Here is a 25,848-nt window from a genome sequence, read left to right on the forward strand (position 1 = left end):
GATTCTTAAAATTTTAATCGGAAAAATAACGGCAAATGGTCGGAGAACGTCTTTTTATTGGGTACGTTTCTTCGAGTCAATAGTGAAGTTACGCCATCTGTCTGAATAATCTCTAAACTATCCTTTACAAAATTGTTTATCATGTCAGGGCGAATGAGTACCTGATCGAACACATTCCATTCGTAGCAAACGTGTTCGGCATGCTGATAATAATAGGTGCCTGAAACAGCTTTGTTTAAATCGCCAAATAAGCTCCATGTTGGGTTATAGAAGTACGGGTATTCGCGTTGCTGTACCATTCTTGATCCTTTTCTAGCCACTTCACTAGACATGGTGCCATGAAAACCATTCGCCTTAATCATTCCGATTTCAAATGGGTTCATGTTGAAATCGCCAATCACGATGTGGCGGTTAATCTGTAATCTGTTCTCCACTTTACTTAGTTGATCTGCTACCAACGATGCCGCTTCATTTTGACTTTCGGAATTGAAATTGCTCTTGTCAACCATATGGAGAGCAGTTAAAAGGAAATCTTCGCCGGTTGGCAGATTGATATGGCGTACAGTAAGCCGATCGCCTTCTTCAATCGGTACAATTGACGTGTAATGAAATTTGGTAAGAATAGTAATCTTCTTGCACTGCGATAAAGGATGATTAAGGAAATAGTAAGGACCTTTTACGTTCAGTGCCTGAAGGAGATGAATTTGACTAACTGGATTTTCAGCCAATATCAGAATATCAATATCACGACTATGAACAATATTGACAATCTGGGTCGTTAAATCTTTTTTGTGGACGTTCCAAAACAGAACATTAAGGAAAGACATACCATTTATATAGAAAAGCCCAGTACGTAGGTAGCTACATACTGGGCTCTAAAATAAAGAAACTTTGGTTACAACCGGATGATCTCTGCCCCGATGGCATTTAGCCGGGTATCTATGTTTTGGTAACCCCGGTCAATTTGCTCGATGCTGTCGATAATGCTGGTTCCTTTGGCCGACATAGCTGCAATCAGGAGCGCAACGCCCGCCCGAATATCGGGCGACGACATACGGATGCCTTTCAGGGGCATCTGCCGATTCAGGCCTACTACGGTAGCGCGGTGAGGATCACACAGAATAATCTGAGCACCCATGTCGATGAGTTTATCCACAAAGAAGAGCCGACTTTCGAACATTTTCTGGTGGATAAGCAGCGTTCCCTGTGCCTGAACGGCCGTTACCAGAACAATGCTTAGCAAATCGGGTGTGAACCCTGGCCAGGGGGCATCCGCAACGGTCATCATGCCGCCATCCAGAAACGTCTCGATCTGATAATGCTCCTGGGCCGGAATGTAAATATCATCGCCCCGGAATTCCATCTGGATACCCAGCCGCTTAAACTGATCAGGGATGATGCCCAACTCAGGAATCCGGCAGTTTTTGATTGTGATTTCCGACTGGGTCATGGCGGCCAGCCCGATAAACGAACCAATTTCGATCATGTCAGGCAACATCGTATGCTCAGTGCCTTTCAGTTCCGATACCCCTTCGATGGTGAGCAGGTTGGAGCCAACCCCCGAAATTTTAGCGCCCATCGAATTGAGCATTCGGCTAAGTTGCTGCAGATAGGGTTCACAGGCCGCGTTGTAGATGGTCGTGATCCCCTCGGCCATAACAGCCGCCATCAGTACATTGGCTGTACCCGTTACCGACGCTTCGTCCAGCAGCATATAGGTGCCGCGCAGGTTACTGGCATCGACCTGGTAGTAGCCGCCATCGTTGGCGTCGTAGTTGAACTGAGCACCTAGTTTCTCGAAGCCCAGAAAATGGGTGTCTAGTCGACGACGGCCGATTTTATCGCCACCGGGCCGGGGAATGCGTCCTTTTTTGAAACGAGCGAGCATGGGGCCCAGCAGCATAACCGAACCACGCAACGCGGCTGCTTTCCGCTTGTAGGTATCCGTTTCCAGATAGTCCAGATTGACATCGCTGGCCTGAAAGCGATACGAACTTTCACCAATTTTAGTAACCCAAACGCCTAAATCGCCCAGCAGGTCGATAAGCTGGTTGACATCGCGGATGTTTGGTATGTTATGAATCACAACAGGCTCCTTTGTGAGCAGTACGGCACAAAGGATCTGTAAGGCTTCGTTTTTTGCTCCTTGCGGAATTAGCTCGCCTTTGAGTCGGCGTCCACCTGTAATTTGAAAAGATGCCATTTAGGAAGGATGAAGATGAATGACGAATAATTGGCCTGCTTCCGCACGTTCATTCATCATTCATCATTTATAATTAAAAATTATCGTCGGCGCCGGTCGTTGTTTCGATTTGGACCGCCCGAGCCACTGTTTCGATTACCAAAATTCCGGTTGCCTCCATCGCGGTTTGGTCGACCCTGATTGGCTCCTTGCCCACTGTTTCGATTGCCAAAGTTCCGGTTGCCTCCATCGCGGTTTGGTCGACCCTGATTCGAGCCTCCATCACGGTTGCGATCGTTGCGATAATTGTTGTTGTTGCCAATCCGCTGGGGCTGATCGCCTGTACGCTCACGGGGGGTCGATTCAACCAGCCCTTCTTCCCGAATGAGCTTGATGTCGTCGTAAAGTTTTCCGTTCGAAATCTCAATCAGGCTTTGGTAGATGGTTTCGTCCTCAACCGATTCTTTATTCCAGGCCTGATAGAAAGTACGCATCAGGCGGGTCAGGTACGATACAAATGCTCTACGTTCTTCCTGGTCTTCCAGAGCAACGGCTTTCGCTACCAGTAAATCCACATTTCGGCCAAAATGTTTGAATTTCAGATGGTGCGTATTGTAGGGAACTCGTTGCGGCTTTTTACCCAGAGCTTCTTCCGAAGGAGGAGGGTAGGGGCTATCAACATCGAGGGTAAACCCCGACATAATATACAGGTCGTCCCACAGTTTGTTGTAGTAGTCCTGCCCATCTTTCATGTTGGGGTGAATCTGCCGCATTAACTCGATCAGGATATGTGCGTAGCGAGTGCGTTTCTCCCGATCTTCAATGTTGACCATGTTGTCAACCAGCTTTTGGATACTGCTGCCGTATTCTTTCAAAGGCGTTGCCTGGTTTATTTCAATAAGAGAACAAAAGTACGAAGAAAGGGCCAAGCGACAAGGGCAAAGGAAGTAGGGCATTGGGAATAAGCAGTTGGGAAAGGTTACCTTTGTGGTTTAGTTCTTTTCGGTACCCTTATGCCCTATACCTTTGCCCCTTTCCCAGCCCGTTACCGCACCGAAATCACCGATACCATTCGGCTGAGCGTACCCATTATTATTGCGCAGTTGGGAGTCGTATTGATGGGGGTGACTGACAATCTGTTTGTAGGGCGTTTGCTGGGCGCTGTTCCCTTAGGTGCTGCCGGACTGGCCAATTCGTTATCGTTCCTGATGTCGAGTATTGGGGTTGGTGGGTTAACGGTAGTGGCAGCTTTGGTATCGAAGTCGCACAATCAAAATGATCCGGCTGCCGTGAATCGGTTGTTTCGGGCAGGGCTTCGGGTGGGTCTTTTGTTGAGCGTTGTGCTAGGGAGCCTTTCAGCGTTGTTAGCCTTTAATTTTGATCTGTTTGGCCAAAGTGCTGAAGTCACCCGACTGGCCCGTGATTTTATGCTCATTCTGAGTGCATCGTTGGTTCCGTTGATGATTTTTGTTGGTGCTCGCCAATTATGCGACGGTTTGCGCTACCCACGGGTAGCCATGGCCATCACACTCTCTGCTCTTTTTCTGAATGCAATTTTTAATTATTTACTCATTAAAGGTCTTGGCCCTTTACCAGCCCTGGGGCTAATGGGTTCGGCCATTGCCACACTGCTTTCGCGGGTATTTATGGCTGGGGCCATGCTGATGTACATTTATCGTTCGGGACGTTTCAGGCCATTTCTACTCCCTCAATTCCGGGCGTTACCGACAAATGCTGAAGCCTGGGAAATTCTTCGACTCTGTATTCCAGGAGGCTTAACCTTCTTCTTTGAAGTGGCTACGTTTTCGCTGGCGGTAGTGATTGTGGGCTGGCTTGGTGAGGATCGACTAGCAGCCCACCAGATTGCCATCAATATGGCGTCGGTTACCTACATGATGGCCACGGGGATTTCGTCGGCAGCAGCCATACGGGTAAGTGCGTCGGTTGGGCGAGGGAGCCGGGAGGGCATCTGGCGGGCAGGGATAGCGGCTTTTATGCTATCGATTGGTTTTATGACGCTGATGGCCCTTGTCTTTTTAACCGCCAATGAATGGCTGGTTACCCTCTACATTCGCGACAATCCGGCTGTTATGCAGATAGCGGCTTCGCTGGTCATCATTGCGGGCGTCTTTCAGCTCTCCGACGGAGTCCAGGTGGTAGCATTGGGGAGCCTGCGTGGTTTGTCGGATGTAAATATTCCGACGCTGATTACCTTATTTTCATACTGGATTGTGGCCCTGCCTTTAAGCTATGTTTTAGCCTTTCCTATGGGCATGGACGCAATTGGGGTCTGGATTGGTTTACTGGCAGGGCTGACCATAGCCGCAGTACTGCTTACCTGGCGGTTTTTTCGTAGGGTAAAACGAATCGATTTGTCAACTACCAGTACTTCCCTGACGGTGTAGTTTTGGGGTCAGCGCATACGTTCCAGCAGTTCGGAGCGGGTTGGTCGATTGGCACTTAGGTCATAAGCAATCCCCTGTCGGTCGAGAGCGTCCATAAACGACGTATAGCTTTCCTTTTCCACGGTGAAAATATACCAGTTTTCATAAGGTTCGTTGAACGTTTCAACTTCGGTAAGCGACGCCTGTCTTTGCAGGTGCTGGTATTGCGCTGTTTCTAAGTCTGCCTGTTTAATAAGAAAGTACCACACAGTTTGTTACGCGGATTTCTACCCGCAAGTAGAGAGGTTTATAAACGGAAATCGCGGGTTACCACGGCAACGGCAGGCCCCGCGTTAAAACTGAAAAGCCTGCATCTCGGTTCGAAATGCAGGCTTTTCAGAAGTATAAACAAAGCAGCTACTAACTTCTTTTATTTATTCACGGCCAGATTTGACGCTAGAATATAATCGGCCAGTACAAGCCCTGCCTCATTGAGATACAGGTCTTTTTTCTTCTTAGCTGCCGATGCGGTTGAGGGCGTGCCGGTTTCATCGGTTGTGGCCGACATTTGCGAAACTTTGTTAGCGGCTGCACGTTTGCGTTCAGCTTCTTCACGCTCTTTCCGGCGTTTCGACTCTTGCAGCGATACTACCGTATTTTCTTTCGCTTTTTTGAAGTCGGCCAGATCCTGCGCCAGCTTTTTCAGTTCAGGGTCCGATTTCAGTCGTTGCTCAAAACGGTCGCGGAGACGGCTAAGAACTTTATCATCCAGATCGTTCGACTGCTCATAACGAGTTGAGTTGATATGATCCCAGGGGAGCGCGCTTGGCTGTGAGCTTTCACCATATTCTTCGGCCGAGAAAGCAGAGGGCAGTTCCACATCGGGTGTTACTCCTTTGTGTTGCGTACTACTGCCATTGATTCGGTAGAATTTCTGGATCGTCATTTTCACCTGACCTACTTTCTCCGGCTCTTTCGGAAGCCACTGGTTCAGATCGATCAGTGTTTGCACGGTGCCTTTACCAAACGTTTGGCCGCCCACTATGATGCCGCGTTTGTAGTCCTGGATGGCGGCCGCGAAAATTTCCGAAGCCGACGCGCTGAAGCGGTTTACCAAAACCGCCAGTGGACCATTGTAAACCGTTGTACCACCGTCTTTATCGGCATATACTTCGGTTTCGCCCGATGATTCTTTCACCTGTACCACGGGGCCTTTGGGAATAAAAATGCCCGTCAGGTCAATGGCTTCGGTTAGCGAACCACCACCGTTATCGCGCAGATCAATAACAATGCCATCTACTTTTTCACCTTTCAACTCTTCGACAAACTTTTTCACATCGCTCGTCGTGCTGCTGAAACCTTCTTCGCGCTTGCGGGCACCTTCAAAATCGCGATAGAACATCGGGATATTAATGACTCCGATTTTGAACGGTTTGCCATTGTCGGTCACCTCAATGATTTCTTTCTTGGCACGCTGTTCTTCCAGTTTGATCTTTTCCCGCACCAGCCGAATTTCTTTGGGTGGAGCACCGGCAATGGCATCGGGCGATACAATCTGAATACGAACTACCGTACCTTTAGGGCCTTTGATTAGCTTGACAACTTCATCGACCTGCCAGTTCATGGTGTTGACCATAGCCCCATTATCGCCCTGGGCAACCCCTGCAATCTTGTCATTGACTTTGATCAAATTGCTTTTGAAGGCAGGGCCTCCGGGCAATACCTGCGTGATTTTGATGTATTCACCATCTTCCTGCAACATTGCGCCTATTCCTTCCAGCGACTGGCTCATCTCCTGATTGAACCGATCCGCATTCGTTGGCGAGAAATAGTTCGTGTGTGGGTCGAGTGCTTCGGCAAATGAGTTCATATAAATCTGGAACACATCGGCGCTTTTGATGCGGTTGTAGGCTTTGTCCAGGTTGGTATAACGCTGGTTCATAGTAGCTACCACGGCGCTATCTTTCCGATTGCCAAGGCGGAGTTCCAGTTCCTGGTTTTTCAGGATTTTACGCCACAGATCATTCTGTTCTTCAACCGTTTTGGGCCATGGCGCTTTCTCCCGATCGGTGTTGAAAGATTCATCTTCCGTAAAGGTGAAGGGCTTTTTGAGCTGTTCTTTTACGAAATCACTACGTTCTTTGAAGCGCTTCCGGAAAACGTTATACAGGTCATATGCGGCCGTCAGATCGCCGTTGATCAGCGCATCATCGATTTGATAGCGGTATTTTTCGAAAGAGGCTACATCCGACGCCAGTAGATACGTTTTGTTACCGTCGAGTTCTTTGAGATAATTATCCCACACAACTGACGAAAGCGAATCGTTGAGCCGCACCTTCCGATAGTGGTAGGTGGTCAGCAATTTAGCTACGAGTTGTTCGACCCGCTCCTGGGAAACAGTCGGTTTTAAATCATCGATTGTAGACGATTGGGACGAAGTCTGTAAGGACGAAGCGTCACCGACAGCACCATTTGAGGGCAAATCCGGCTGAAAACTCAGCATCAGCACGGGCATAAGAGTCACCAGATACTTCTTCATCTATTATTCCCCAGGTTAATGGCAAACGAATGAAAGAGCGAAACCGGGTCGCCGGAGCGAAAACTATCTGGTTCCAATTCGCTCTTTCATTCGTTCACGCTTTGGTTATTGTTTTACAATATCAAGTAACTCAACATCGAATACTAATGTTGAGCCTGGTTTAATATCGGCACCGGCACCCCGATCGCCATAGGCTAGATCGGAGGGGATATAAAGCTTCCATTTGGAGCCGACCGGCATCAACTGGAGGGCTTCGGTCCAGCCTCGGATCACTTCGCCCACACCGAACTCGGCAGGTTGGCCGCGCTTGATCGAACTGTCGAACTCTGTACCATCCAGCAATCGGCCTGCATAATGCACTTTTACCCGATCAGTTGCGGTTGGTTTAGGGCCAGTACCTTCCTTTTCGATGGAATACTGCAAACCGCTGGCCGTAGTAACTACACCTGATTTGGTTTTATTCTCGGCCAGGAATGCTTCGCCAATTTTTTTGTTTTCTGCCGACGCTTTCATGGCTTCGGCATTTTTGGCTACCATCTGCTTCTGGTAGTAATTCTGAATAACCTGCTGAACCTGATCCATCGACAGGCTCATTGTTCCGCCTTTCAGTGCGTCATCAAGACCCTGCGCAATCAGGGCCGAATTCACATCTTTGGGGCCTTGCTGTTTGATATTTTGAGCAATACTGACGCCAATACTATAGCTAAGAGAATCTCGTTCGGAAGCTAAGTTGCCTTTTGCAGGCTTGGAAGCAACGGCCGTTTTAGGAGCCGAAGCTGGTTTTTTTACGGCAGGTTTTTTGACTTGGGCGGTGGCAGAACCAGCAATTACGAATGCCGATACAGTACCGGCCAGCATCCATTGATTAAACTTCATGCGAAAATGAAACGGGTGTATTTGAACTGAGAGTTAATACTACTGAAACGTGAATGAATAGGATAAAAGTTTAACGATAAGCAGGTTCGGCTAAAAAATGTTGATGGAGGGGCGATCGAAACCTGCCTAATCCTTTCTCTGATCAGGCAAATAAAAGTAGTTGAAAATTTGGCAGAAATCAATTTTAGCCCCTTAAAGTACCGTTAATTTGGATGAACGGTCGTTCGGAGCCAGCCAATGGCACGCACTTTTGCTGCCGAATATCGGAAAAGTCTAAGATTCAGACGTTATTTCTTCAATTCATCGTATTTTTATTAAATTTTAATCGTACCTTTGCGGCCGAAAAAATAAACTAAATTTCCCTCTGACATATATGGAATCCGTAAGACCCGACGAGATATCAGCGATCCTCCGCCGTCAACTGGCCGGAACACAATCTGAAGCTGAACTCGAAGAAGTCGGTACGGTGCTGCAAATCGGCGACGGCGTAGCGCGTATCTACGGCCTCTCGAAGGTGCAGGCCGGTGAATTGCTGTCGTTCGAGAATGGGCTTCAGGCCATGGCTCTGAACCTTGAAGAAGATAACGTTGGAGCCGTGTTGCTCGGCGATTATTCGGAAATCAAAGAAGGTGATACCGTTAAGCGTACCAACCAGATCGCCTACGTAAATGTAGGGGATGGTATTCTTGGCCGTGTTGTCAACACACTTGGTCTGCCAATCGATGGTATGGGCCCTATTCAGGGTGAGTTGTTCCCCATGCCCATGGAGCGCAAAGCACCAGGTGTAATTTTCCGTCAGCCAGTAAACGAACCTCTCCAAACGGGTATCAAAGCTATCGATGCCATGATCCCCATCGGTCGTGGTCAGCGTGAATTAATCATCGGTGACCGTCAGACGGGGAAAACGGCTGTAGCCATCGATACCATCATCAACCAGAAAGAATTTTACGACAAAGGGCAGCCCGTATACTGTATCTACGTAGCCTGTGGTCAGAAAGCCTCGACCGTTAAGCAGGTAGAAGCTACTCTACGGAAAGCCGGTGCTATGGACTACACGGTTATCGTGTCGGCCAACGCATCTGACCCTTCGCCGATGCAGTTCTTTGCTCCATTCACAGGGGCCGCTATTGGTGAGTTCTTCCGCGATACGGGCCGTCCGGCTCTGGTGGTATACGACGATCTGTCGAAGCAGGCAGTTGCTTACCGCGAGGTGTCGCTGCTGCTGCGTCGCCCACCAGGACGGGAAGCGTATCCGGGCGATGTATTCTACCTGCACAGCCGTTTGCTGGAGCGGGCTGCTAAAATCAACGCTAACGACGAAATCGCCAAAAACATGAACGACCTGCCACCGTCTCTGAAAGACAAGGTGAAAGGCGGTGGTTCGCTGACGGCGTTGCCAATTATTGAAACACAGGCCGGTGACGTTTCGGCCTATATTCCAACCAACGTAATTTCGATTACCGACGGTCAGATCTTCCTGGAGTCGAACCTGTTTAACTCAGGTATCCGCCCAGCCATCAACGTAGGTATTTCGGTATCGCGGGTAGGAGGTAACGCCCAGATCAAGTCGATGAAGAAAGTGGCTGGTACACTGAAACTCGATCAGGCACAGTTCCGTGAGCTGGAAGCGTTTGCCAAGTTTGGTTCTGACCTTGATGCGTCGACCAAACTGACCATCGAACGGGGCCGTCGGAATCAGGAAATGTTGAAGCAGGCACAGTACTCGCCCGTTCCGGTTGAGCAGCAGGTAGCCATCATCTATGCGTCGACTAACGGCTTACTTGACAAAGTTCCGGTCAGCAAGGTAAAAGCGTTCGAGAGTGAGTTTGGCATGGTATTGAGCGCTCAGTATCCGAAGGTGCTGGACGAGCTGCGTGCTGGTAAACTGACCGATGAAGGCACCGCCACATTGAAGAAAGTAGCCGCTGACCTGTCAGCAAATTATTAATTTTTTAAGGAGTTAGGAGCGAGGAGTTAGGAGTGAGAAGAGCTGATGCATTCGGCTACTTTTCTCCTCACTGCTCGCTCCTAACTACTAACTCCTTAAAGGAATGGCCTCACTAAAAGAAGTACGCGCCCGGATTGCTTCGATCAACTCGACTCAGCAGATCACCAAAGCCATGAAAATGGTGTCGGCTGCCAAACTGCGTCGGGCGCAGGATAATATAACGCAATTGCGGCCCTACGCCCAGAAACTGAGTCAGATGCTCGGAACGGTGTCGGCAGGGGCGGAAACGGCTTCCGAAAGTCCCTATAAGCAAACACGGGCCATTGGGCGTGTCCTGATTATCCTGGTCACCTCCGATCGGGGTTTGTGTGGTGCGTTCAATACCAATGCCGTTAAAGCTGCTTTGGCGTTGATCGACGAGAAATATGCGTCGCAGGCTCGCTCAGGTAGTGTTGAAATTATGGCTATTGGAAAGAAAGGTGCAGAAGCCTTTCAGCGCCGTGGCTTTAAGGTCAATACCCATCACGTCGATATCTTTGGGTCACTCAATTTTAATACCGTTCGGGCGGCTGCCGAAGAAGCCATGGAAGGCTTTGCCAATGGTCGTTACGACGTGGTTGAGGTTGTCTATAACGAGTTTCGGAATGCCGCTTTACAAATCGTTCGGACCGAGCAGATGCTGCCTATCGTAGCGGCCGAGTCGCCTGCGGGTAATGCTAGTTCAATCAATTATCTGTTCGAACCTTCAGAAGAGCAGATTGTGACCGAACTGATTCCGAAAACGATCAAGATTCAACTCTATAAAGCGGTTCTGGATTCGAATGCGGCTGAGCATGGTGCCCGGATGACCGCTATGGATAAAGCAACCGAAAATGCTGGTGAACTGTTGAAAGAACTTCGACTGGTATACAACCGAACCCGGCAGGCTGCGATTACCACAGAAATCCTCGAGATTGTGGGTGGTGCTGAAGCATTGGCCAACGGTTGATAACCGACTTGCCGTTAAAAAAATAAAGCCGCTTCTGGATAGGGAAGCGGCTTTATTTTTTCGTAACTTTTACTAACCCATTGCAACGCTTTGCGGCTGGATTGCGTCCTAGGAAAAAGAAGTCGAAGCACTGGGCCAAGTCAGAAAGTACTTATTGACCGGGCCAGGTTAAAGGGTTGTTAAAAATACTTAAAGGTAGAGTATGTTTATTGATTATCAGCCTTTTAGTGGTCGGTTTGCTTCTAAATATTTAACCCGGAATCGAAACGCATGAAGCACTTTTGTTGTTATTAAGTTGTCATATACGAATGACTATTTCCCCAACGTTAATTAAGCGGTTTAAGGACCATTTAACGACTCAAAATACATGAAACTCAAAGGCATAATAACTAGTTTGTTCGTCGTCGGTACGCTGGCGTCCTGTGCGCCTGCTATTACCGTAAAATACGACTACGACCCTAAAGTGAATGTTCGTCAGTTTACGACCTACCGGATCGAGGCTGATCGGCAACGGAATGCAGACCCAATTGTGGGGAGCAATCTGAACCAGCGTCGGATTGCTGATGCGCTCGACCAGTCGCTCAAATCGCGTGGCTACAAACCTGTGACCCAAGGAGAAGCGGATCTGGTGGTTCGGTTCTTTATGGATTCGAAAGATCGTCAGCAAATCCAGTCGAATAACATGTACTCACCGTATTCTTGGTGGTATGGTGGTATGGGCAACAACGTGTATTCGCGGCAGTATGAAGAAAACCGTGTGGTAATCAACGTACTCGATGCGCGTACAAACGACATCATCTGGCAAGGCTGGGCAACTGGTCAGCTTAACACCCGGAACAAAGAACGTGATCGTGATCAGGCTTTCCGCGAAACGGTTGCCAGCATCATGAAAAACTTCCCTGAAAGTGCCGGGCAGGATTATGGTGCGGCCCGTTAAGGGAATAACAAAGCAGTAAAATAAAAACCTGCTCTCTACGGAGGGCAGGTTTTTTTATGGCCATAGCTTTTTGTTATTTTGCGCCTTTCGATTTCAGGTTATGTCCACCGTAAGCCGAGGGGTTATTTATTCGCTCGTAGCCGTTGTCATTGTGCTTCTGTTAGGCATTATGGCGTTGCTTGGTGTGGCGTACAATCGGCATCAACGACTGGAAGATGCTACTATCGATCTTCAGCGAAATCTGACCCAACAGGAGAACAAGATAACCGAATTGCAGGAGCGCCTACAGGATTGTGATACCGCCAAAGCAACGGCACCAATCGATACATCCTGGAATACCCCGCCCACCAGTACCCCAGCAAAAGATATTTCGCAATCCTCGCCACCCAAGTGGTAATTCTGTCGCATAAAAAAAGGCATCCATACCAGATGCCTTTCTACGTTCTCATAGGTTGGTTATTCGTCAAATACGTTGCCATCGTAGGTTACGCTGGCGAGTTTTTTATCGAGGTAATAAATCTGGTCGGCTGGAATCTGGTCGATCAGTTCGAGACAGCGACGGGCAATGTACTCCTCTTCCATTTGTTCTTTCACATACCACTTCAGAAGTTCTTCGGTGGCATAATCACTTTCGCGACGGCAGATACCAATAATTCGATTGATCGAGTCCGTTACCGAAACCTCCTGCTCCAAAGCGCCTTCGAATACAGACCTAAGTGAATCAAACTCCTGGGCAACCGCCGGAACCTCGGGCGAGTAGGCTGTAGCACCCTGATCGCAAAGGTAATGGAAAAGCTTCATGGCATGGTGGCGCTCCTCGTCCGACTGCTTGTAAAAGAAGCCTGCGCAATGGTCTAGTCCATTGCGGTCGCACCAGCCTGCCATCGCCAGATATTTCGACGAGGATACCATTTCCATCTGTATTTGCTGGTTCAGTGCCAGCTCCACGCTCTCTTTGATTGCGGTGCGAAGTCTTGCTAAGTCTTTCATAATTAAATGGCTGTTGCCGGTGAGATCTTTTCCCAAAAGAACAAAAAAAACCGGCTCATGTTATAAAGCCGGTTGACGATCAGAAAATTTAGACGGAATCTATTTATGCGGGTTCGGGCAGGGTACAACCACACTCCCGTAGCATGGAGTTCAGGTCCAGCATGAGTTTGGCCCCATTGAGTAGTTCACGTAAATGAACAATCTCACAGAGCGTTAGCACATAACAGCGTTCTGAACGAGGGAGCGTCAGAATCTCCACATCATCGGAAGCAGCCGTACTAAGTGCCATCTGCCGGATATCGACGGTTTCGACCATACGGCGGAACTGAGCAAAGTCGCGGGCTGAAAACTGCGTGCGGGTATTCCAGAATTCCAGAATCAGGCGATAACTCGCATCACATTGATAAACTACACCTTTGTCGGTTCGGAAAACTTCCTGATAGGTTGCCGGTACGTTACTGGTCATGGGTACGCAAATGAATGCACAAAGATAAGCCGTAACTCTTAATTTAGAGTGTTTCTAAACAATATTTTTGTCGTTGTCAACGAACCGTCGAATTGATGGGTGGAGCAGAACTGACTGTTAAGGGTAGCCAGCCTGTCAGGCCCTCGGTACTTCGTACCAATTGAAAGGTAGTTGTTTGAGCCAGCACGTCGACAGCGGCACCTGTAGGTAAGGTGTCGATGATACCTGCCTGCTGGTCAGCCGCGTCCAGTAAAGCCCCTGGTGCCGATAAGGTTAAACGTCGAAGCGATTTTTTAGGGGTTTCTGTAGTACTATTGAGCACATAGCCGGTCAAACCATCGGGGGTTTCGATGCGTAGCCAGGTTTCTGTTCCACCCAGAATGGTCAAAGCCGAGAGTTTAGGCAACTCACGCACGATGGGCGAATCACTACTGGGCGACAGGCGGACCAGCGACTTCGCGGCCGAGGTCCGAACCGAATCTCCCAAACGGGAGCTTGACAAAAGCGTCTGTTTGGCCGGGCCACGTCCAAGCCGAACGAAAGGAAGTGGGTCGGTGGCGCCATCCATCAGGCCATAAATGCCGAAATGCAGATGCGGCCCCGTAGTGCGCGCATTACCAGTATTGCCGACAAAGCCGATCGTATCACCGATCGAGACGCGTTGGCCGTTGGTTACATTCCAGCGATCGAGGTGGGCATAATAAAGCCGGATGTCTCGCTCATGGTCGGTCAAAAAAGCGACATTACCCCCCAGCGAATTAGTCCCGACCCCTGTGATGATGCCATTGACCGAAGCTACGGCCGGGGTTCCTTTTGGCGCAAAAATATCGAGACCCTCATGCCGACGGCGACCTCCATCACGGGCTGCGCCAAAATAACTGCTGATCTGACGACTATCGCGCCCTTTTACGGGAAATGCTAAAGCGGGCTCACGCGTGATCGAAATCGTGTAGCTTGCGTTGCGGAGCAGTTCGGGCTGGATACGGATCAGATACGTCTGATTTTTTCGAGGCTCCCAGGTCAGCACGTTCGTATCGGCTTTGGATGCCGCAGTCAGCGACGCCCGGTTTCGATCGTCGAGCGCAAATACGTCGATAAAAATCTGCGTGGTTTTTTGCCCCTGCGTTTCTACCTGAACCAGAAAACGATCCCCTCGCTGCCCATCAAGTCGATACCCAACAGCAAATGCTCTGTTGGCTGAGAAGTACCCACTTTCGCGGTATGGAACCGTGATCTTCAGCGAGTCGTGAAGGGCTCGGTCAGCGGCAGCCAGCCAATCAGTACCCAGCGCGGTCTGATCCAGTTTCGCTTCTTTGAGCGATTGACTGTAGTGATCATGGGGTGAGGCAGAACGAAACAAATTGGCGGCCGGCCCAACACCCGTGCAGGCACTGAGCCAACCCATAATGACTCCTGCTAAAAGGATATACGAATAATACCTAATTACCATAGTTATACTATAGTATTAAACGACTTTGTTTCGATGATATTTCAATTGCGATAAATAGACAACCATTACCAAGCCGACCAGAATACTCAAAAAGGGTAGTAGGAAGGATACAACTGCGGCAAAGGTATAGGTGATCACACTAACCAGATGGCTGGTCCGGATAGACTGAATACGCACATCACCAGCAGGGCGCTTGAGAAGCCGGTAGTTGGCAGTAGCGTAGTTCCACATCACGAACAGAACTCCGGAAATACCCGCAAACAGAAACATGTAGAGGGCTGCCGAAAGCGAATGCGCCGGAGTATTGATGTAATCGGCCAGCAATGAGGTCGTAAAAGGAATAATACTGACCAGGAGCAACAACAACCCGTTGTAAAACATAAACCGGACATCGCTACGCTGAATGACATTGTACATCCGGTGGTGATTTAGCCAGATGATAAATATGGTTGTGAAACTAATAAAATAGGCGATGTAATTGGGCCATTGGTGAAACAAGGCCAGCGCCAGCGACTGATTAGAGGTTGCTGCCCGGAGGCTGGGTGTTTTTAATTGAAAGGTAAGCAGGGTAATGTCAATAGCGAAAACCCCATCGCTGAAGGTTTCCATACGTAGGGTTTCACTTTCTTGAAAATCTGCCATTTGCCGTTAGGTCATCATTGATAAACAAACGGTTCGATGAGCGAATAAGTTATGAAATCAGCCTGACGTATACGAACGCGGGTGGAAACACGCACGAATAGCTAAACTCGCGGGGCCCCACCCGGTTTCTATCGTGGCCTACAAGGGAACACTTTACCCGTAGCCGTGAATGGCCTGCCAGTCGTTTTATACTATTGGAAGCTCACGTGTTTTTCGGGATAAACAGCCGCGACGACCTGTTGCAGTTCGCTGGCGGAAAGCGTTGTTCGGGCGACGTTTAGAAGGTTTTCCAGAACAAAAGGCGGAGCGGATGCCTGCACTTCTCTGAAAAAGGCCGTTCGTTCGCCGGGGTGCAGGGATGGAATCATGTAGCGGTACGATAATGCGGCATCGGCTGGCGACATACTGGCAATGATTTGTCGGGTAATTCCCTGGATTTCTTCGTCCGTACAAAGGGCGTAGGTTTGGGCGGTGGTGTCGGTTTCTTCTTCGTCCATGTGCATCAGGTAAACCGATACGAACCGATTCAGCGCCAGGTAAAAATCGTAGCCAAGGCCATGCCGGACGGATAAAGAACTGGCCTGAACAACACTCAGCCGATTTTCAAGATCAGCGATGAGCTGGTCGATTTTTTCATGTTCGGCATGGTCGTGAGCCGATGCTCCAGGGCATTTGGCTTCAATAAGGGGCAGACTGTACGCTTCTTCTTTGTGGGCATGCATATGCAGAAAGTGAACCAACTCATTCAACTGGGTTTTTAAGGCTTCCAGTTCATGATCAATTGTGAAATCGGTGCGTCCTGCTAAATAAGTGGTATCGAACAGGGTTTTGCGTAAGGCTTTATGCACCTTGCGGAAGGTGTCAGGGCGTTCTAGGGTGTTCATAGCTAGTTGTTGGTTAACAGGGCAAAACTAGCTATGAAGAGACACCTTGACGAGTTAAATACCGGGCAGTTGCGAAAGAAGGCGGTTGAACTGCAAAAAGAGGCAGGTGAAGTGTAAATCAGGCAATTGATCGAACACAGATTGTTATGATTTTTAAGATCTGTGTAAATCATAACAATCTGTGTTCGATAATCGAATTATCCCCGTTTTGTCAGGAAATAGACCGGGATGCCCAACCCGGCAATCAGGAGACCCATGCCAGTATTGAATGTTTTGGTATACAGGAGAATGACACAAATGGCCAGGGCGGCAATAATATACAGAGCGGGTACAATGGGGTAGCCAAACGCCCGATATGGCCGCTCGGTAGTGGGTTCGGTGCGACGGAGCCGGAAGAGTCCGGCAATGGTCACCATATAGAATACCAGTGAAGCAAAGGTGCAGTAGTCCAGGAGGTCGCCGTACTTACCCGACAGGCAGAGAACGGATGCCCAGATACATTGCACCCACAGAGCACGACCGGGTACAGCATGCTGGTTCAGGTGCGATGCCTGCTTCAGGAACAGCCCATCCTTTGCCATGGCGTAGTAGAGTCGTGCTCCAGCCAGTATTAGCCCGTTGTTGCAGCCAAAAGTCGAAACCATAATCAAGACGGCCATTATGGCCACGGCTACGTTGCCGAAAATGGTTTCAACAGCGGCTGTGGCAACCCGGTCGGCATCGGCAAACTGAATGCCACGGCTGATAATGTCAGTGCCCGTAGGGGATCCTTTCAGGGGAAGGAGCGAGAGGTACGACACATTGGCCAGAAAGTAAATCGTCGTTACGATCAGCGTGCCGAAAAACAGGGCGAGAGGAATATTCCGACGTGGATTTTTAATTTCTCCCGCAATGAACGTTACGTTGTTCCAGGCATCGGCCGAAAACAACGACCCGATCATCGATGTACCAAAAGCCAGAATCAACGCCATACCGGCCAACGGAATTACCTCGCCCGTGGCCGATGTCGTGCTGGCTTCCCAGGCATTGTTCAGGTTGGTCGACAATAAACCGCTGCTCAACCCAAGGGTAATCCCAATCACGATCAGTCCCAACAGGGCAATGAGTTTAGCGGATGTAAATACGTTTTGAATAAACTTGCCACTCTGTACACCCCGGCTGTTTAACCAGGTAAGAAAGACCAGACTTGAAATGGCAAACAACGACCCGAGCGTCACTTTTATAGGCCCGAGCGCCAGCAAGACGTTATCGGGTCCTAAGGCTGGAATAAACACGGCGGTATATTTGGTGAAGGCGACCGCTACAGCCGCAATGGTTCCGGTCTGGATAACCATAAAGACCGTCCAGCCGTATACGAAGCCCGTCAAAGGGCCGAAAGCACGTTGAATATAGATGTATTGTCCACCCGCCTTGGGCATCATACCCGCCAGCTCGCCATAGCTTAGAGCAGCCGCTACCGTCAATACGCCCGTCAGCACCCAAAGCATGAGCAACCAACCCGATGACCCCAGATTACGAGCCATATCGGCCGATACAATAAAAACGCCGGACCCAATCATGGAGCCGGATACAATGAGCGTGGAGTCAATCAGGCTCAGTGAGCGGTTAAATTCGGTGGGTTCGGCGGTGTCGACCGACGAAACGGAATTAGGTACGTTTTCTGCCATGAAGAAGAAGATATAGATACAAGAACCGCTCTATTCGTCAGAAAAGCAAACGGATACCCCTAATTTCTATGGTTGCTGGCTGACTTGCCCAAAGACAAATACGAACAGATGCAGTGACAGAGCTATTTTATTTGGTTGTTTCGGCGAACCTGTAACTCAACCTCCGTGATTTTAACATAACGGCCCACGAGCGAGTAGATCGTTAAAAACTTCTTTTCGAAATGACTCATGAGTAACGTAAACCCTAACGGATGTTTTTGGTTCTTAGGTGTATGACTATATTGGTCATGCATTGGCTAACCCATCCAACTATGAACTTTCGTTTACTTTGGCCTATCTGGGCAGGGCTCATTCTGGCCTTACCTTTGAGTTTACGTGCCCAAACCATACTGACTACAAAACCGCTCGCGGTTACGTCTGCCTGCCCAGGGTCTACCTTATCCGTTTCATTTAGCCTAACCTTCGGCACATACACGACCAATACGATCTTTACCGTACAGATTTCAGATGGCGGTGATTTTAGCGATATATCTACAGGTAAAACCCTTTCGCCAGACGGTACCACTGTCGATGAACACCAGATCAGCGCAACCCTTCCTACTGACTTAGCCGCTCATACAACGTATTTCGTTCGGGTGCGTACGACCAATCCCGACTATATTGGTAGCCCCAGCCCAACCCAATTGTTTGTGAAAGGGAAAGAATCTAAGCCTCCTGTTCCCCTGGTCGATTCGGTAAATCTAGCCTGTATGGGTAGTTCAGCCGCTGACCCTTATGCGTATATCTATGTAAGAATGGCGTCAGGTGCTACACCCAGACTGTATTACGACGAACAGCAGGATAATTTTACTGAGTACATGGAGTTTCCGAATTGTCTGGAAGATGACCTCGAGTGCAGGCGCAATGGCGCATTTCAGCTTAGTAAATCCTGGGCCGACCCCTATATAACCTCTACGTATGCATTCCCGGTAGCGGAACGGGCCTATCAAATATCCCAGCGGATTGATGGCTGTGAAAGTGAACGGGTATCTACTAAAGTACGAATCCTATGGAGACCCAGTAGCGGCCCTACGCCAGTTAACCCATTACCGAATTCGGGCAATCATTTTGGCCAGCTAACCTATTGTTGGGGCGAACAGGCTTATCCCATCAATGTAAATGGTCATGCCCTTCCTCCCGACAACTACCAGGTGCTCTATGCAACGGACGCAACAGGTCAGGTGGCTATACCCTCATCCGTAACTCCTCCGGTTCCCGATACCCGTACAGTTGGCAGTACGTATTACACAATGGGATTACGGGCCATTGATGCAAGCAAAGGTTGTCCGCTTCAGGGAGATGGACGACAGTTTACGCACCTGACCGTAACGGTGGCCCCTTCTCCCTCAAAACCAGCTACTACGACCAGTGTAATTAGTTATTATCAGGGCCAGACCGCAATACCGCTGAGCGCCACCACGACAGATAGTACGGCTACGCTGGTGTGGTATGGAACCAATGCCACAGGAGGTGTCGGCTCCGGTGTAGCGCCAACGCCACCGACCAATCAGGTCGGCCCGGCTATCTATTACGTGGCTCAGAAAGTTGGCCGTTGTGAAAGTGAACGAGTACCCATCTCTGTCATGGTTGGAAACGCTCTGAGTATTGACGACCCCACGCTGGCTGAAGTGGTTGAGGTTTTCCCAAATCCGGCAGTATCATCCCTTACCGTGCGCATTCGGGGACTGACCAGACACCAGTCTGCGCGTTTGGAACTGGTTGATTTGGCGGGTCAATCGCTTTGGCAAAAAGAAACCCAGCAGGAAACGGCGGTGCTGTCGATGACTGATTATCCGAATGGCAGCTATGTATTGCTGATCAACGTAGGCGACCGGAAAACCACCCGACGGATTGTGAAACTGTAGCCTTAATAAAGGTTCAGGGCGCTTCGACTACTTTTTTCAGCCCTTTCAGAATGGTGTCCCAGCCTTTTAGGGAGCGTTCGTAGCGTTCTTCGGCTCCTTTTGCAGGGCCTACATTGTCGGTAATAGAAAGTATGGTTTTGCCGTCTTTATAGGTGAGTTCGTCGGTTACGGTCGAGAAGTTGCCGGATTCTTCATCGGCACCTTCGTTCATTAGTGTATATTTCAGGAGCTTATTCGGCTCGTATTTCAGGATTTGGCCTTTCAGTTCGATTTTTCGGATCAGGAACATACGGCCTGTAAAGAGGATGGTGCTGCCTACTTCCCAGTCTGAAAATACTTCGCAGTTGAAAAAGTATTTTTTCGTTTTTTCCGGATTGGTCAGTGCACTCCAGACTTCTTCGGGGGTTGCTTTCAGGCTGATTTTTTTGCGAACAACAAAGTTTTTCATGGCGCATGGAGCAATTGATAGTCTAGTATAAGACCGATGAGCCCGAAAATGTTTGCTCAAATGATAGCCTGGGCCGCTGCCCTACCAGCGGTGCGCCCCGAAAACAGGCACCCGCCCAAAAACGTACCTTCCAGTGCCCGATAGCCATGCATACCGCCACCGCCAAACCCCGCCACTTCGCCCGCAGCATACAGGCCTGGAATAGGCTCACCCTGTGTGCCCAATACCCGGCCTGATAAGTCAGTTTGCAGACCCCCCAGCGTTTTACGGGTGAGGATGTGCAGACGAACGGCAATCAACGGACCGGCTGCCGGGTCAAGAATAGCGTGCGGTTTTACGGTTCGAATCAGTCGGTCGCCCAGGTAATGGCGGGCTCCCCGGATGGCGGTAATCTGGGCATCTTTGCTAAACGGGTTGAGCAACTGCCGGTCTCGGGCCATTATTTCGCGTTCAATCGTCGCCAGGTCGAGTAAAGCATTGCCTGTCAGTTTGTTCATTGCGGTAACCAGCTCTGTCAGGTTATTTTTGACAATGAAGTCTGCTCCGTTCTGTTTGAACGCTTCGACGGGCGCGGGAGCCATTTTGCCGACAGCCCGACCCAACACCTGCCGCCAGCTTTTGCCCGTCAAATCCGGATTTTGTTCCGATCCCGACAAGGCAAATTCTTTCCGAATAATGGCCTGGTTCAGAATAAACCAGGTATAGTCGTAGCCTGTTTGCTGAATGTGGCTGAGCGTTCCCAGGGTATCGAAACCCGGAAATAAGGGAACGGGCAGTCGATTGCCCAGGGCATCGAACCAAAGCGACGATGGACCGGGCAAAATCCGAATGCCGTGTTGGCTCCAGATGGGCGCCCAGTTTTGTACCCCTTCCGTATAATGCCACATCCGGTCGCGGTTGATGAGGTTAGCCCCGGCCGTTTCCGAAATGGCCAGCATACGCCCGTCTACATGATCGGGTACGCCCGAGAGCATATGCCTGGGCGGTTCGCCCAGGCGCCGGGGCCAGTTTTGACGGACTAGCTCATGGTTGGCCCCGATACCACCCGAGGTGACAATAACAGCCTGAGCATGAAAGCTAAAATCGCCAACGACAATACGCGAACTTTTCTCGCCCCGCTTTACGGTGCTGGGCTCCAGAATGTCGCCCCGAATGCCCTGAACAGCCCCATCCGTGACCAATAACTCATTGACCCGGTGGCGAAACTTTAGGGTAATCAGTCCTTGTTTGACAGCCTCCCGAACCCGTTGCTCAAAAGGAGCTAAAACGCCAGGCCCCGTACCCCAGGTTACGTGAAAGCGGGGAACGGAATTGCCATGCCCGATCGCACCGTATCCCCCTCGTTCGGCCCAGCCCACAACCGGAAAAAAGCGAATTCCCTGCTGCCGAAGCCAGGATCGTTTCTCCCCGGCGGCAAAGGCCACATACGCTTCCGCCCATTGTCGGGGCCAATCATCTTCTGGTCGGTCGAAGGCGGCTGTGCCCATCCAGTCGTCGAGGGCCAGTTCGTACGAATCCCGGATTTTCAGTCGCCGTTGTTCGGGCGAATCGACGAGAAATAGTCCGCCAAACGACCAGAACGCCTGACCACCCAGGCTTTGTTCGGGCTCCTGATCGACCAGTAAAACGCGTTTGCCAGCATCGGCCAGTTCGGCAGCCGCTACCAGCCCCGCCAGCCCTGCCCCAACGATAATGACATCGGCGTCCGTTTGCATGGTATATGTTATGCTTTTATAGGGAATAGAACGCAGATTAGTATGATTTCTATGATTAGTTATGATCTGTGTAAATCATAGAAATCATACTAATCCGTGTTCTATTGCAACTACGAAAGCTTAATCTAAAGTTTGCCTACTAATTCGCTTCGGTCAGTTCCAGTACCACACTGGTTCGGCGGGTATCTACCTGTGGGTTGAAGCCGATGGTCATCAGGTAATTGCCAGAGTAAGACGGGCTGGTTGTATTGATCGAGGAACGTGTGCCCGGATACACATTGAGTTCCTGAATTTTGTAGGTCTTATCCGGGTTCAGTCCTTTTAGTTTGATAGGAGCCTGACTGCCCCCCTTGTAGCGGTTTTTGACCAGATACGTAAACCAAACCGCTCGATCCCGTTGCTCACTGACATACAGGCTCGAGGCAACATCGGTGTCGTATGGCGAAGCCAGCCGGAACAAATCGCCCTGCCAGATGGTGGTTTTGATGCGCTCGTAGGTTTTCAGGGCCTGCTGGCTGAACTGTAGTTCGTCGTCGGTTAGTTTGCTCACCACAATATCGTAGCCGAGTTTTCCCATCATGGCCACATCGGTTCGGAATTTGATCGGCTGTTTGCCCCAATCGGTTACGTGATTGCAACTGGCAATGGATGGGAAAAAGTACGAGTAATTCCATTGAATAAAAATCCGTTCCATAGGGTCGGTATTATCACTGGGCCAGTATTCCGTAAAATACTTCAGGGCCCCATAATCAACGCGTCCACCGCCACCCGAACAAAGCATCATAGGTAGAGTAGGGTATTTGACCCGAAGCCGATCCAACACCTTGTACAAGCCCAGCACATAATCGACATACAGGTTCGACTGGTTCGTATTGGTGGCCGAATAGGCATTATAAATGACCGCGTTGCAATCCCATTTGATAAAGCCAAGCGTCGGATTTTTGGTGATCAGGTCGTTCACGAGGTTATACACAAAGTCCTGCACTTTCGGATTCGACAGGTCAAGCACTAACTGATTTCGGAAGTAATACTCCGCCCGGTTGGGGAGTTTGATGACCCAGTCGGGGTGTTTTTCGTAGAGTTCACTTTTGGGGCTGACCATCTCGGGCTCCAGCCAGATGCCGAATTTGATACCCGCATTTTCGGCTTCCCTGACCAGATACCCCAGCCCGTGCGGCAGTTTTTTAACGTTCTCCTGCCAGTCGCCCAGAGCGGCATGATCGTCGTTGCGGGGGTATTTGTTGCCGAACCAGCCATCGTCGAGCAGAAACAGGTCAACCCCTAGTTTTTTACCGTCTTTGAACAGGGCACTCAACTTCTCTTCGTTGAAATCGAAATAAGTCGCTTCCCAGTTGTTCAGTAAGGTGAGTCGGTTCCCTTCACCCTGTGGGATGCGGTGTTTACGCGCCCACCGATGCAGACTGCGACTGGCTCCGCCCTTTCCTTGCCGGGAATAGGTAAACAGGAAAGCGGGCGTGGTAAACTCCGTACCCGGTGCCAGGTTGTACGCCGAGGCATATGGATTGATGCCGGGCAGAATTCGCAGATTGTGCAGTGGATCTACCTCAAACGCCAACTGATAATTGCCCGACCAGGCCAGCGTACCTGCGATCACGTCGCCTTGATCTTCGTCGGCAGGTTGGTTGAGCGATACCAGAAACGACGGGGGCTGAAACAGGTCGGCCCGTGTACCCAGCTTGGAATCCAGTACTTTAATGCCTTCAGTCAGCAACACTTCCGATGGGTTCATCTCGTTGGCCCAGTCGCCATGAAAATGGGTCAGGTAGTAAGTCTGAGCGGGGATATACAGATTGGCCGATGCGTATTTGTGCAGCACAACGGATTTCTTCTCCGTATGCCGAATACTCGACCATTGCTCAATGACATCGTCTTTCTGATACGCCTTGTAAAACAGCGTTACCTCAAACGGATATTGCGGGTCTTTCAGATACACTTTGGTCAGTACGATACCGTCGGCCACCGATTGTGTTTCATGTCGGACGTACTTCAGGTCGAGGGAAGGGTTGCCGTCGGCATGGGTTACCTGAATGGCTGGTTCGAGTAGGTTACGACTTCCGGCAGGTGTATACACCGAGTTGTAGAGGCCCGTATAATCTTCGCCCCGTTTCTCATTGGCCGGAATGGCTGCGTATTCGGCCGTATTGCGAAGTTTAGCGCCCAGATGAACCAGGGTGGGAATTTGCTCTTTGTCGACCCGAATGACCAGCGCAGTTTGATTGGTCTCGATTACAATGTGTGTGTCGCCGGGTGCTGCCTGTGCAGAAAGCAGGGTTACAAGAAGGAACGGGAAGAGTAAATAAGCCAGTTTCATAGTTGAAGAATTCAGACTGCAAAATAGGCATTTACGGCTTGTTTACTCTACCATTCGGAAACGGATTAGCCAATCAGGTCGTTGCATAAGGCATACGGATAGTTCGCAGATAATACGGGGTCATCCTTTTGCCAGATGGTATTAAGTTAGCTTATTTGATAGATCTGGATATGATTGCCGCAGGTATCGGCAAATACGGCCAGTGTTGTTGTTCCCATAGGCGTAGGTTTCATGCTGAATGAAACGCCCTGCGAACTTAGTCGCCTGTATTCGGCTTCAATATCATCGACCTGAAAGGCGGTCAAAGGAATTCCGGCGTCGAACAGGGCTTTCTGGTAGGTTTGGGCGGGAGGAAAGCCCATCGGTTCAAGCACAATTTCTGTACCGTCCTGCTCTTCTTTGGAAACGACCGTCAGCCACCGATGCTCGCCCATAGGGATTTCCGTTTTTTTGATAAAACCCAGAACGTTGGTATAAAATTGGAGCGCCTTTTCCTGGTCGTCGACCAGTACGCTCACCAGCTTGATTCGCATAAAATAAGTAGTTGTTGAACTGGGCAAAGATCAACTGAAAAGGCTGACTTAGGCTCTCGAAAATTGCTTTTTTCGCTGGTAGGCCGATGGGGTATAATCGGTATATTTTTTGAACAGCCCAATAAACGACGTAGTACTATCGAAGTTCAGGGCATAACAAACCTCGCTGGTCGATAGGCCGGTTTGCAGAAGTTGTTTAGCCCGGATAAGGCGCTGTTCGGTGCGGTACTGATGCGGAGTGCGGCCATAACAACGTTTGAACAGGCGTAGAAAATGAAATTTCGATAGGGCTGCGGCCTGAGCTATTGTTTCCAGGCTGATGGGATCGGTCAGATGGCTGTCAATGAATTGCCTGGCCCGAACAATCTGCCTGACCTGATAATCGGCCGGAAAATGCTCATCCCGAATTGCCAGAACCTGAGTAGCGTAATACGTCATGAATTGTTGAGCGCAATAGGGCCTGGGTTAGTAATCCGATAATACCATCATTTTAGGTAATAGGTCTGGAGTAAACGCATCGCTTCTTTCTCGTCTTCGGCACAAACGGTGCAGAACGTGCCAATGCCATTGACTGGGCCTTCGTACTGCCAGTGGAACGTTTTTCGGTATTTTTTCTGCCTGTCCATGACCTCTATTTTATTACCCACCGGAATGATCTGCAACGTATATTGATTGGGAAACTGAACCGTAAATCCGGCTTTTTTGTCCAGCCTGGATTGGCCTGCAAACTGTAAAGTCGTTTCTTTTCGATCTTTGCCATACGTGTAGCTGATGGTTGTCCGCTTGCCGTTATTCGCCCAAAAACTGAACTCTTCATAGGTGTCGGTACCGGGTTGCCCATAGGCATAATTAGCCACTTTCATGGACGATTGGGCTATGGCACCTGTCGCCACAACTAGTAAAAGCAGCATGAGTGTTTGTTTTAATGACATAGGTTCGTGTGTTGAGGTCGCTAAACAGGCT

The 25,848-nt window shown here is 49.7% G+C and carries 24 protein-coding genes; 6 read left to right on the top strand and 18 right to left on the bottom strand.

What is annotated here, in order from left to right:
• Positions 1 to 5: 5 nt before the first annotated feature.
• The 3 genes from B153_RS34410 to B153_RS0100185 all read right to left on the bottom strand — a co-directional run bounded on the left by B153_RS34410 (position 6) and on the right by B153_RS0100185 (position 3,057).
• The gene (locus tag B153_RS34410; RefSeq protein WP_020594621.1) at positions 6 to 827 is read right to left on the bottom strand and encodes an endonuclease/exonuclease/phosphatase family protein; all 822 of its coding nucleotides are present in this window, start codon (positions 825 to 827) and stop codon (positions 6 to 8) included.
• A 68-nt stretch (positions 828 to 895) separates the two neighbouring features.
• Positions 896 to 2,203 (bottom strand): UDP-N-acetylglucosamine 1-carboxyvinyltransferase, encoded by a 1,308-nt coding sequence (gene murA, locus B153_RS0100180; RefSeq protein ID WP_020594622.1) that lies wholly within the window; start codon positions 2,201 to 2,203, stop codon positions 896 to 898.
• Between the two features lie 80 nt (positions 2,204 to 2,283).
• Entirely contained in the window at positions 2,284 to 3,057 is a 774-nt protein-coding gene (locus B153_RS0100185) for a DUF4290 domain-containing protein (RefSeq protein WP_020594623.1), read from the bottom strand.
• Between the two features lie 138 nt (positions 3,058 to 3,195).
• On the opposite strand from B153_RS0100185, the gene B153_RS0100190 reads away from it, so the two are divergent.
• Entirely contained in the window at positions 3,196 to 4,587 is a 1,392-nt protein-coding gene (locus tag B153_RS0100190) for an MATE family efflux transporter (RefSeq protein WP_020594624.1), read from the top strand.
• An 8-nt stretch (positions 4,588 to 4,595) separates the two neighbouring features.
• On the opposite strand, the gene B153_RS0100195 is transcribed toward B153_RS0100190, so the two are convergent.
• The 3 genes from B153_RS0100195 to bamJ form a co-directional block, all read right to left on the bottom strand.
• The gene (locus B153_RS0100195) at positions 4,596 to 4,835 is read right to left on the bottom strand and encodes a hypothetical protein (RefSeq protein WP_020594625.1); all 240 of its coding nucleotides are present in this window, start codon (positions 4,833 to 4,835) and stop codon (positions 4,596 to 4,598) included.
• Between the two features lie 161 nt (positions 4,836 to 4,996).
• On the bottom strand, positions 4,997 to 7,105 hold the full coding sequence (locus B153_RS0100200; protein WP_026261803.1) for a carboxy terminal-processing peptidase: 2,109 nt from the start codon (positions 7,103 to 7,105) through the stop codon (positions 4,997 to 4,999).
• A 105-nt stretch (positions 7,106 to 7,210) separates the two neighbouring features.
• On the bottom strand, positions 7,211 to 7,981 hold the full coding sequence (bamJ, locus tag B153_RS0100205) for a BamJ family beta-barrel-assembly machinery protein (RefSeq protein WP_026261804.1): 771 nt from the start codon (positions 7,979 to 7,981) through the stop codon (positions 7,211 to 7,213).
• Positions 7,982 to 8,354: 373 nt separating this feature from the next.
• On the opposite strand from bamJ, the gene atpA reads away from it, so the two are divergent.
• The 4 genes from atpA (at position 8,355) to B153_RS0100230 (ending at position 12,251) form a co-directional block, all read left to right on the top strand.
• On the top strand, positions 8,355 to 9,929 hold the full coding sequence (gene atpA / locus B153_RS0100215) for a F0F1 ATP synthase subunit alpha (protein WP_020594629.1): 1,575 nt from the start codon (positions 8,355 to 8,357) through the stop codon (positions 9,927 to 9,929).
• 103 nt (positions 9,930 to 10,032) lie between these two features.
• The gene (atpG, locus tag B153_RS0100220) at positions 10,033 to 10,917 is read left to right on the top strand and encodes an ATP synthase F1 subunit gamma (RefSeq protein WP_020594630.1); all 885 of its coding nucleotides are present in this window, start codon (positions 10,033 to 10,035) and stop codon (positions 10,915 to 10,917) included.
• Positions 10,918 to 11,284: 367 nt separating this feature from the next.
• Positions 11,285 to 11,854: a DUF4136 domain-containing protein gene (locus tag B153_RS0100225; RefSeq protein ID WP_020594631.1), complete on the top strand. Its 570-nt coding sequence runs from the start codon at positions 11,285 to 11,287 to the stop codon at positions 11,852 to 11,854.
• A 100-nt stretch (positions 11,855 to 11,954) separates the two neighbouring features.
• Positions 11,955 to 12,251, top strand: coding sequence for a hypothetical protein (locus B153_RS0100230; protein WP_020594632.1), 297 nt, complete (start codon positions 11,955 to 11,957; stop codon positions 12,249 to 12,251).
• Positions 12,252 to 12,310: 59 nt separating this feature from the next.
• Here B153_RS0100230 and B153_RS0100235 read toward each other — a convergent pair whose 3' ends face one another.
• From B153_RS0100235 to B153_RS0100260, 6 genes are all read right to left on the bottom strand, one after another.
• Positions 12,311 to 12,844, bottom strand: a complete 534-nt coding sequence (locus B153_RS0100235; protein WP_026261805.1) for a ferritin — start codon at positions 12,842 to 12,844, stop codon at positions 12,311 to 12,313.
• Between the two features lie 103 nt (positions 12,845 to 12,947).
• Positions 12,948 to 13,310 (bottom strand): hypothetical protein, encoded by a 363-nt coding sequence (locus tag B153_RS0100240; RefSeq protein WP_020594634.1) that lies wholly within the window; start codon positions 13,308 to 13,310, stop codon positions 12,948 to 12,950.
• 76 nt (positions 13,311 to 13,386) lie between these two features.
• The gene (locus B153_RS0100245; protein ID WP_020594635.1) at positions 13,387 to 14,760 is read right to left on the bottom strand and encodes a peptidoglycan DD-metalloendopeptidase family protein; all 1,374 of its coding nucleotides are present in this window, start codon (positions 14,758 to 14,760) and stop codon (positions 13,387 to 13,389) included.
• A gap of 15 nt (positions 14,761 to 14,775) precedes the next feature.
• On the bottom strand, positions 14,776 to 15,402 hold the full coding sequence (locus B153_RS0100250; RefSeq protein WP_020594636.1) for a TMEM175 family protein: 627 nt from the start codon (positions 15,400 to 15,402) through the stop codon (positions 14,776 to 14,778).
• Between the two features lie 191 nt (positions 15,403 to 15,593).
• Positions 15,594 to 16,286: a hemerythrin domain-containing protein gene (locus B153_RS0100255; RefSeq protein ID WP_020594637.1), complete on the bottom strand. Its 693-nt coding sequence runs from the start codon at positions 16,284 to 16,286 to the stop codon at positions 15,594 to 15,596.
• A 197-nt stretch (positions 16,287 to 16,483) separates the two neighbouring features.
• Positions 16,484 to 17,953, bottom strand: a complete 1,470-nt coding sequence (locus tag B153_RS0100260; protein WP_020594638.1) for an APC family permease — start codon at positions 17,951 to 17,953, stop codon at positions 16,484 to 16,486.
• A gap of 311 nt (positions 17,954 to 18,264) precedes the next feature.
• Here B153_RS0100260 and B153_RS0100270 point away from each other — a divergent pair, with 311 nt between their 5' ends.
• Positions 18,265 to 19,857 (top strand): T9SS type A sorting domain-containing protein, encoded by a 1,593-nt coding sequence (locus B153_RS0100270; protein WP_020594640.1) that lies wholly within the window; start codon positions 18,265 to 18,267, stop codon positions 19,855 to 19,857.
• 13 nt (positions 19,858 to 19,870) lie between these two features.
• Here the strand turns inward: B153_RS0100270 and B153_RS0100275 are convergent, their stop codons facing one another.
• The 6 genes from B153_RS0100275 to B153_RS0100300 form a co-directional block, all read right to left on the bottom strand.
• Complete coding sequence (locus tag B153_RS0100275; RefSeq protein WP_020594641.1) at positions 19,871 to 20,305, bottom strand: SRPBCC family protein; 435 nt, start codon at positions 20,303 to 20,305, stop codon at positions 19,871 to 19,873.
• A 56-nt stretch (positions 20,306 to 20,361) separates the two neighbouring features.
• Positions 20,362 to 22,020: an FAD-binding dehydrogenase gene (locus tag B153_RS0100280; protein ID WP_020594642.1), complete on the bottom strand. Its 1,659-nt coding sequence runs from the start codon at positions 22,018 to 22,020 to the stop codon at positions 20,362 to 20,364.
• Between the two features lie 139 nt (positions 22,021 to 22,159).
• Positions 22,160 to 24,352, bottom strand: a complete 2,193-nt coding sequence (locus B153_RS0100285) for an alpha-galactosidase (RefSeq protein ID WP_020594643.1) — start codon at positions 24,350 to 24,352, stop codon at positions 22,160 to 22,162.
• Between the two features lie 146 nt (positions 24,353 to 24,498).
• Positions 24,499 to 24,885, bottom strand: coding sequence for a VOC family protein (locus B153_RS0100290; protein WP_020594644.1), 387 nt, complete (start codon positions 24,883 to 24,885; stop codon positions 24,499 to 24,501).
• A 48-nt stretch (positions 24,886 to 24,933) separates the two neighbouring features.
• The gene (locus B153_RS34415) at positions 24,934 to 25,323 is read right to left on the bottom strand and encodes a helix-turn-helix domain-containing protein (RefSeq protein ID WP_020594645.1); all 390 of its coding nucleotides are present in this window, start codon (positions 25,321 to 25,323) and stop codon (positions 24,934 to 24,936) included.
• Between the two features lie 47 nt (positions 25,324 to 25,370).
• Positions 25,371 to 25,817, bottom strand: a complete 447-nt coding sequence (locus tag B153_RS0100300; RefSeq protein ID WP_211221642.1) for a hypothetical protein — start codon at positions 25,815 to 25,817, stop codon at positions 25,371 to 25,373.
• Positions 25,818 to 25,848: the final 31 nt, after the last annotated feature.

The sequence above is a fragment of the Spirosoma panaciterrae DSM 21099 genome, assembly GCF_000374025.1.
Lineage (GTDB): Bacteria > Bacteroidota > Bacteroidia > Cytophagales > Spirosomataceae > Spirosoma > Spirosoma panaciterrae.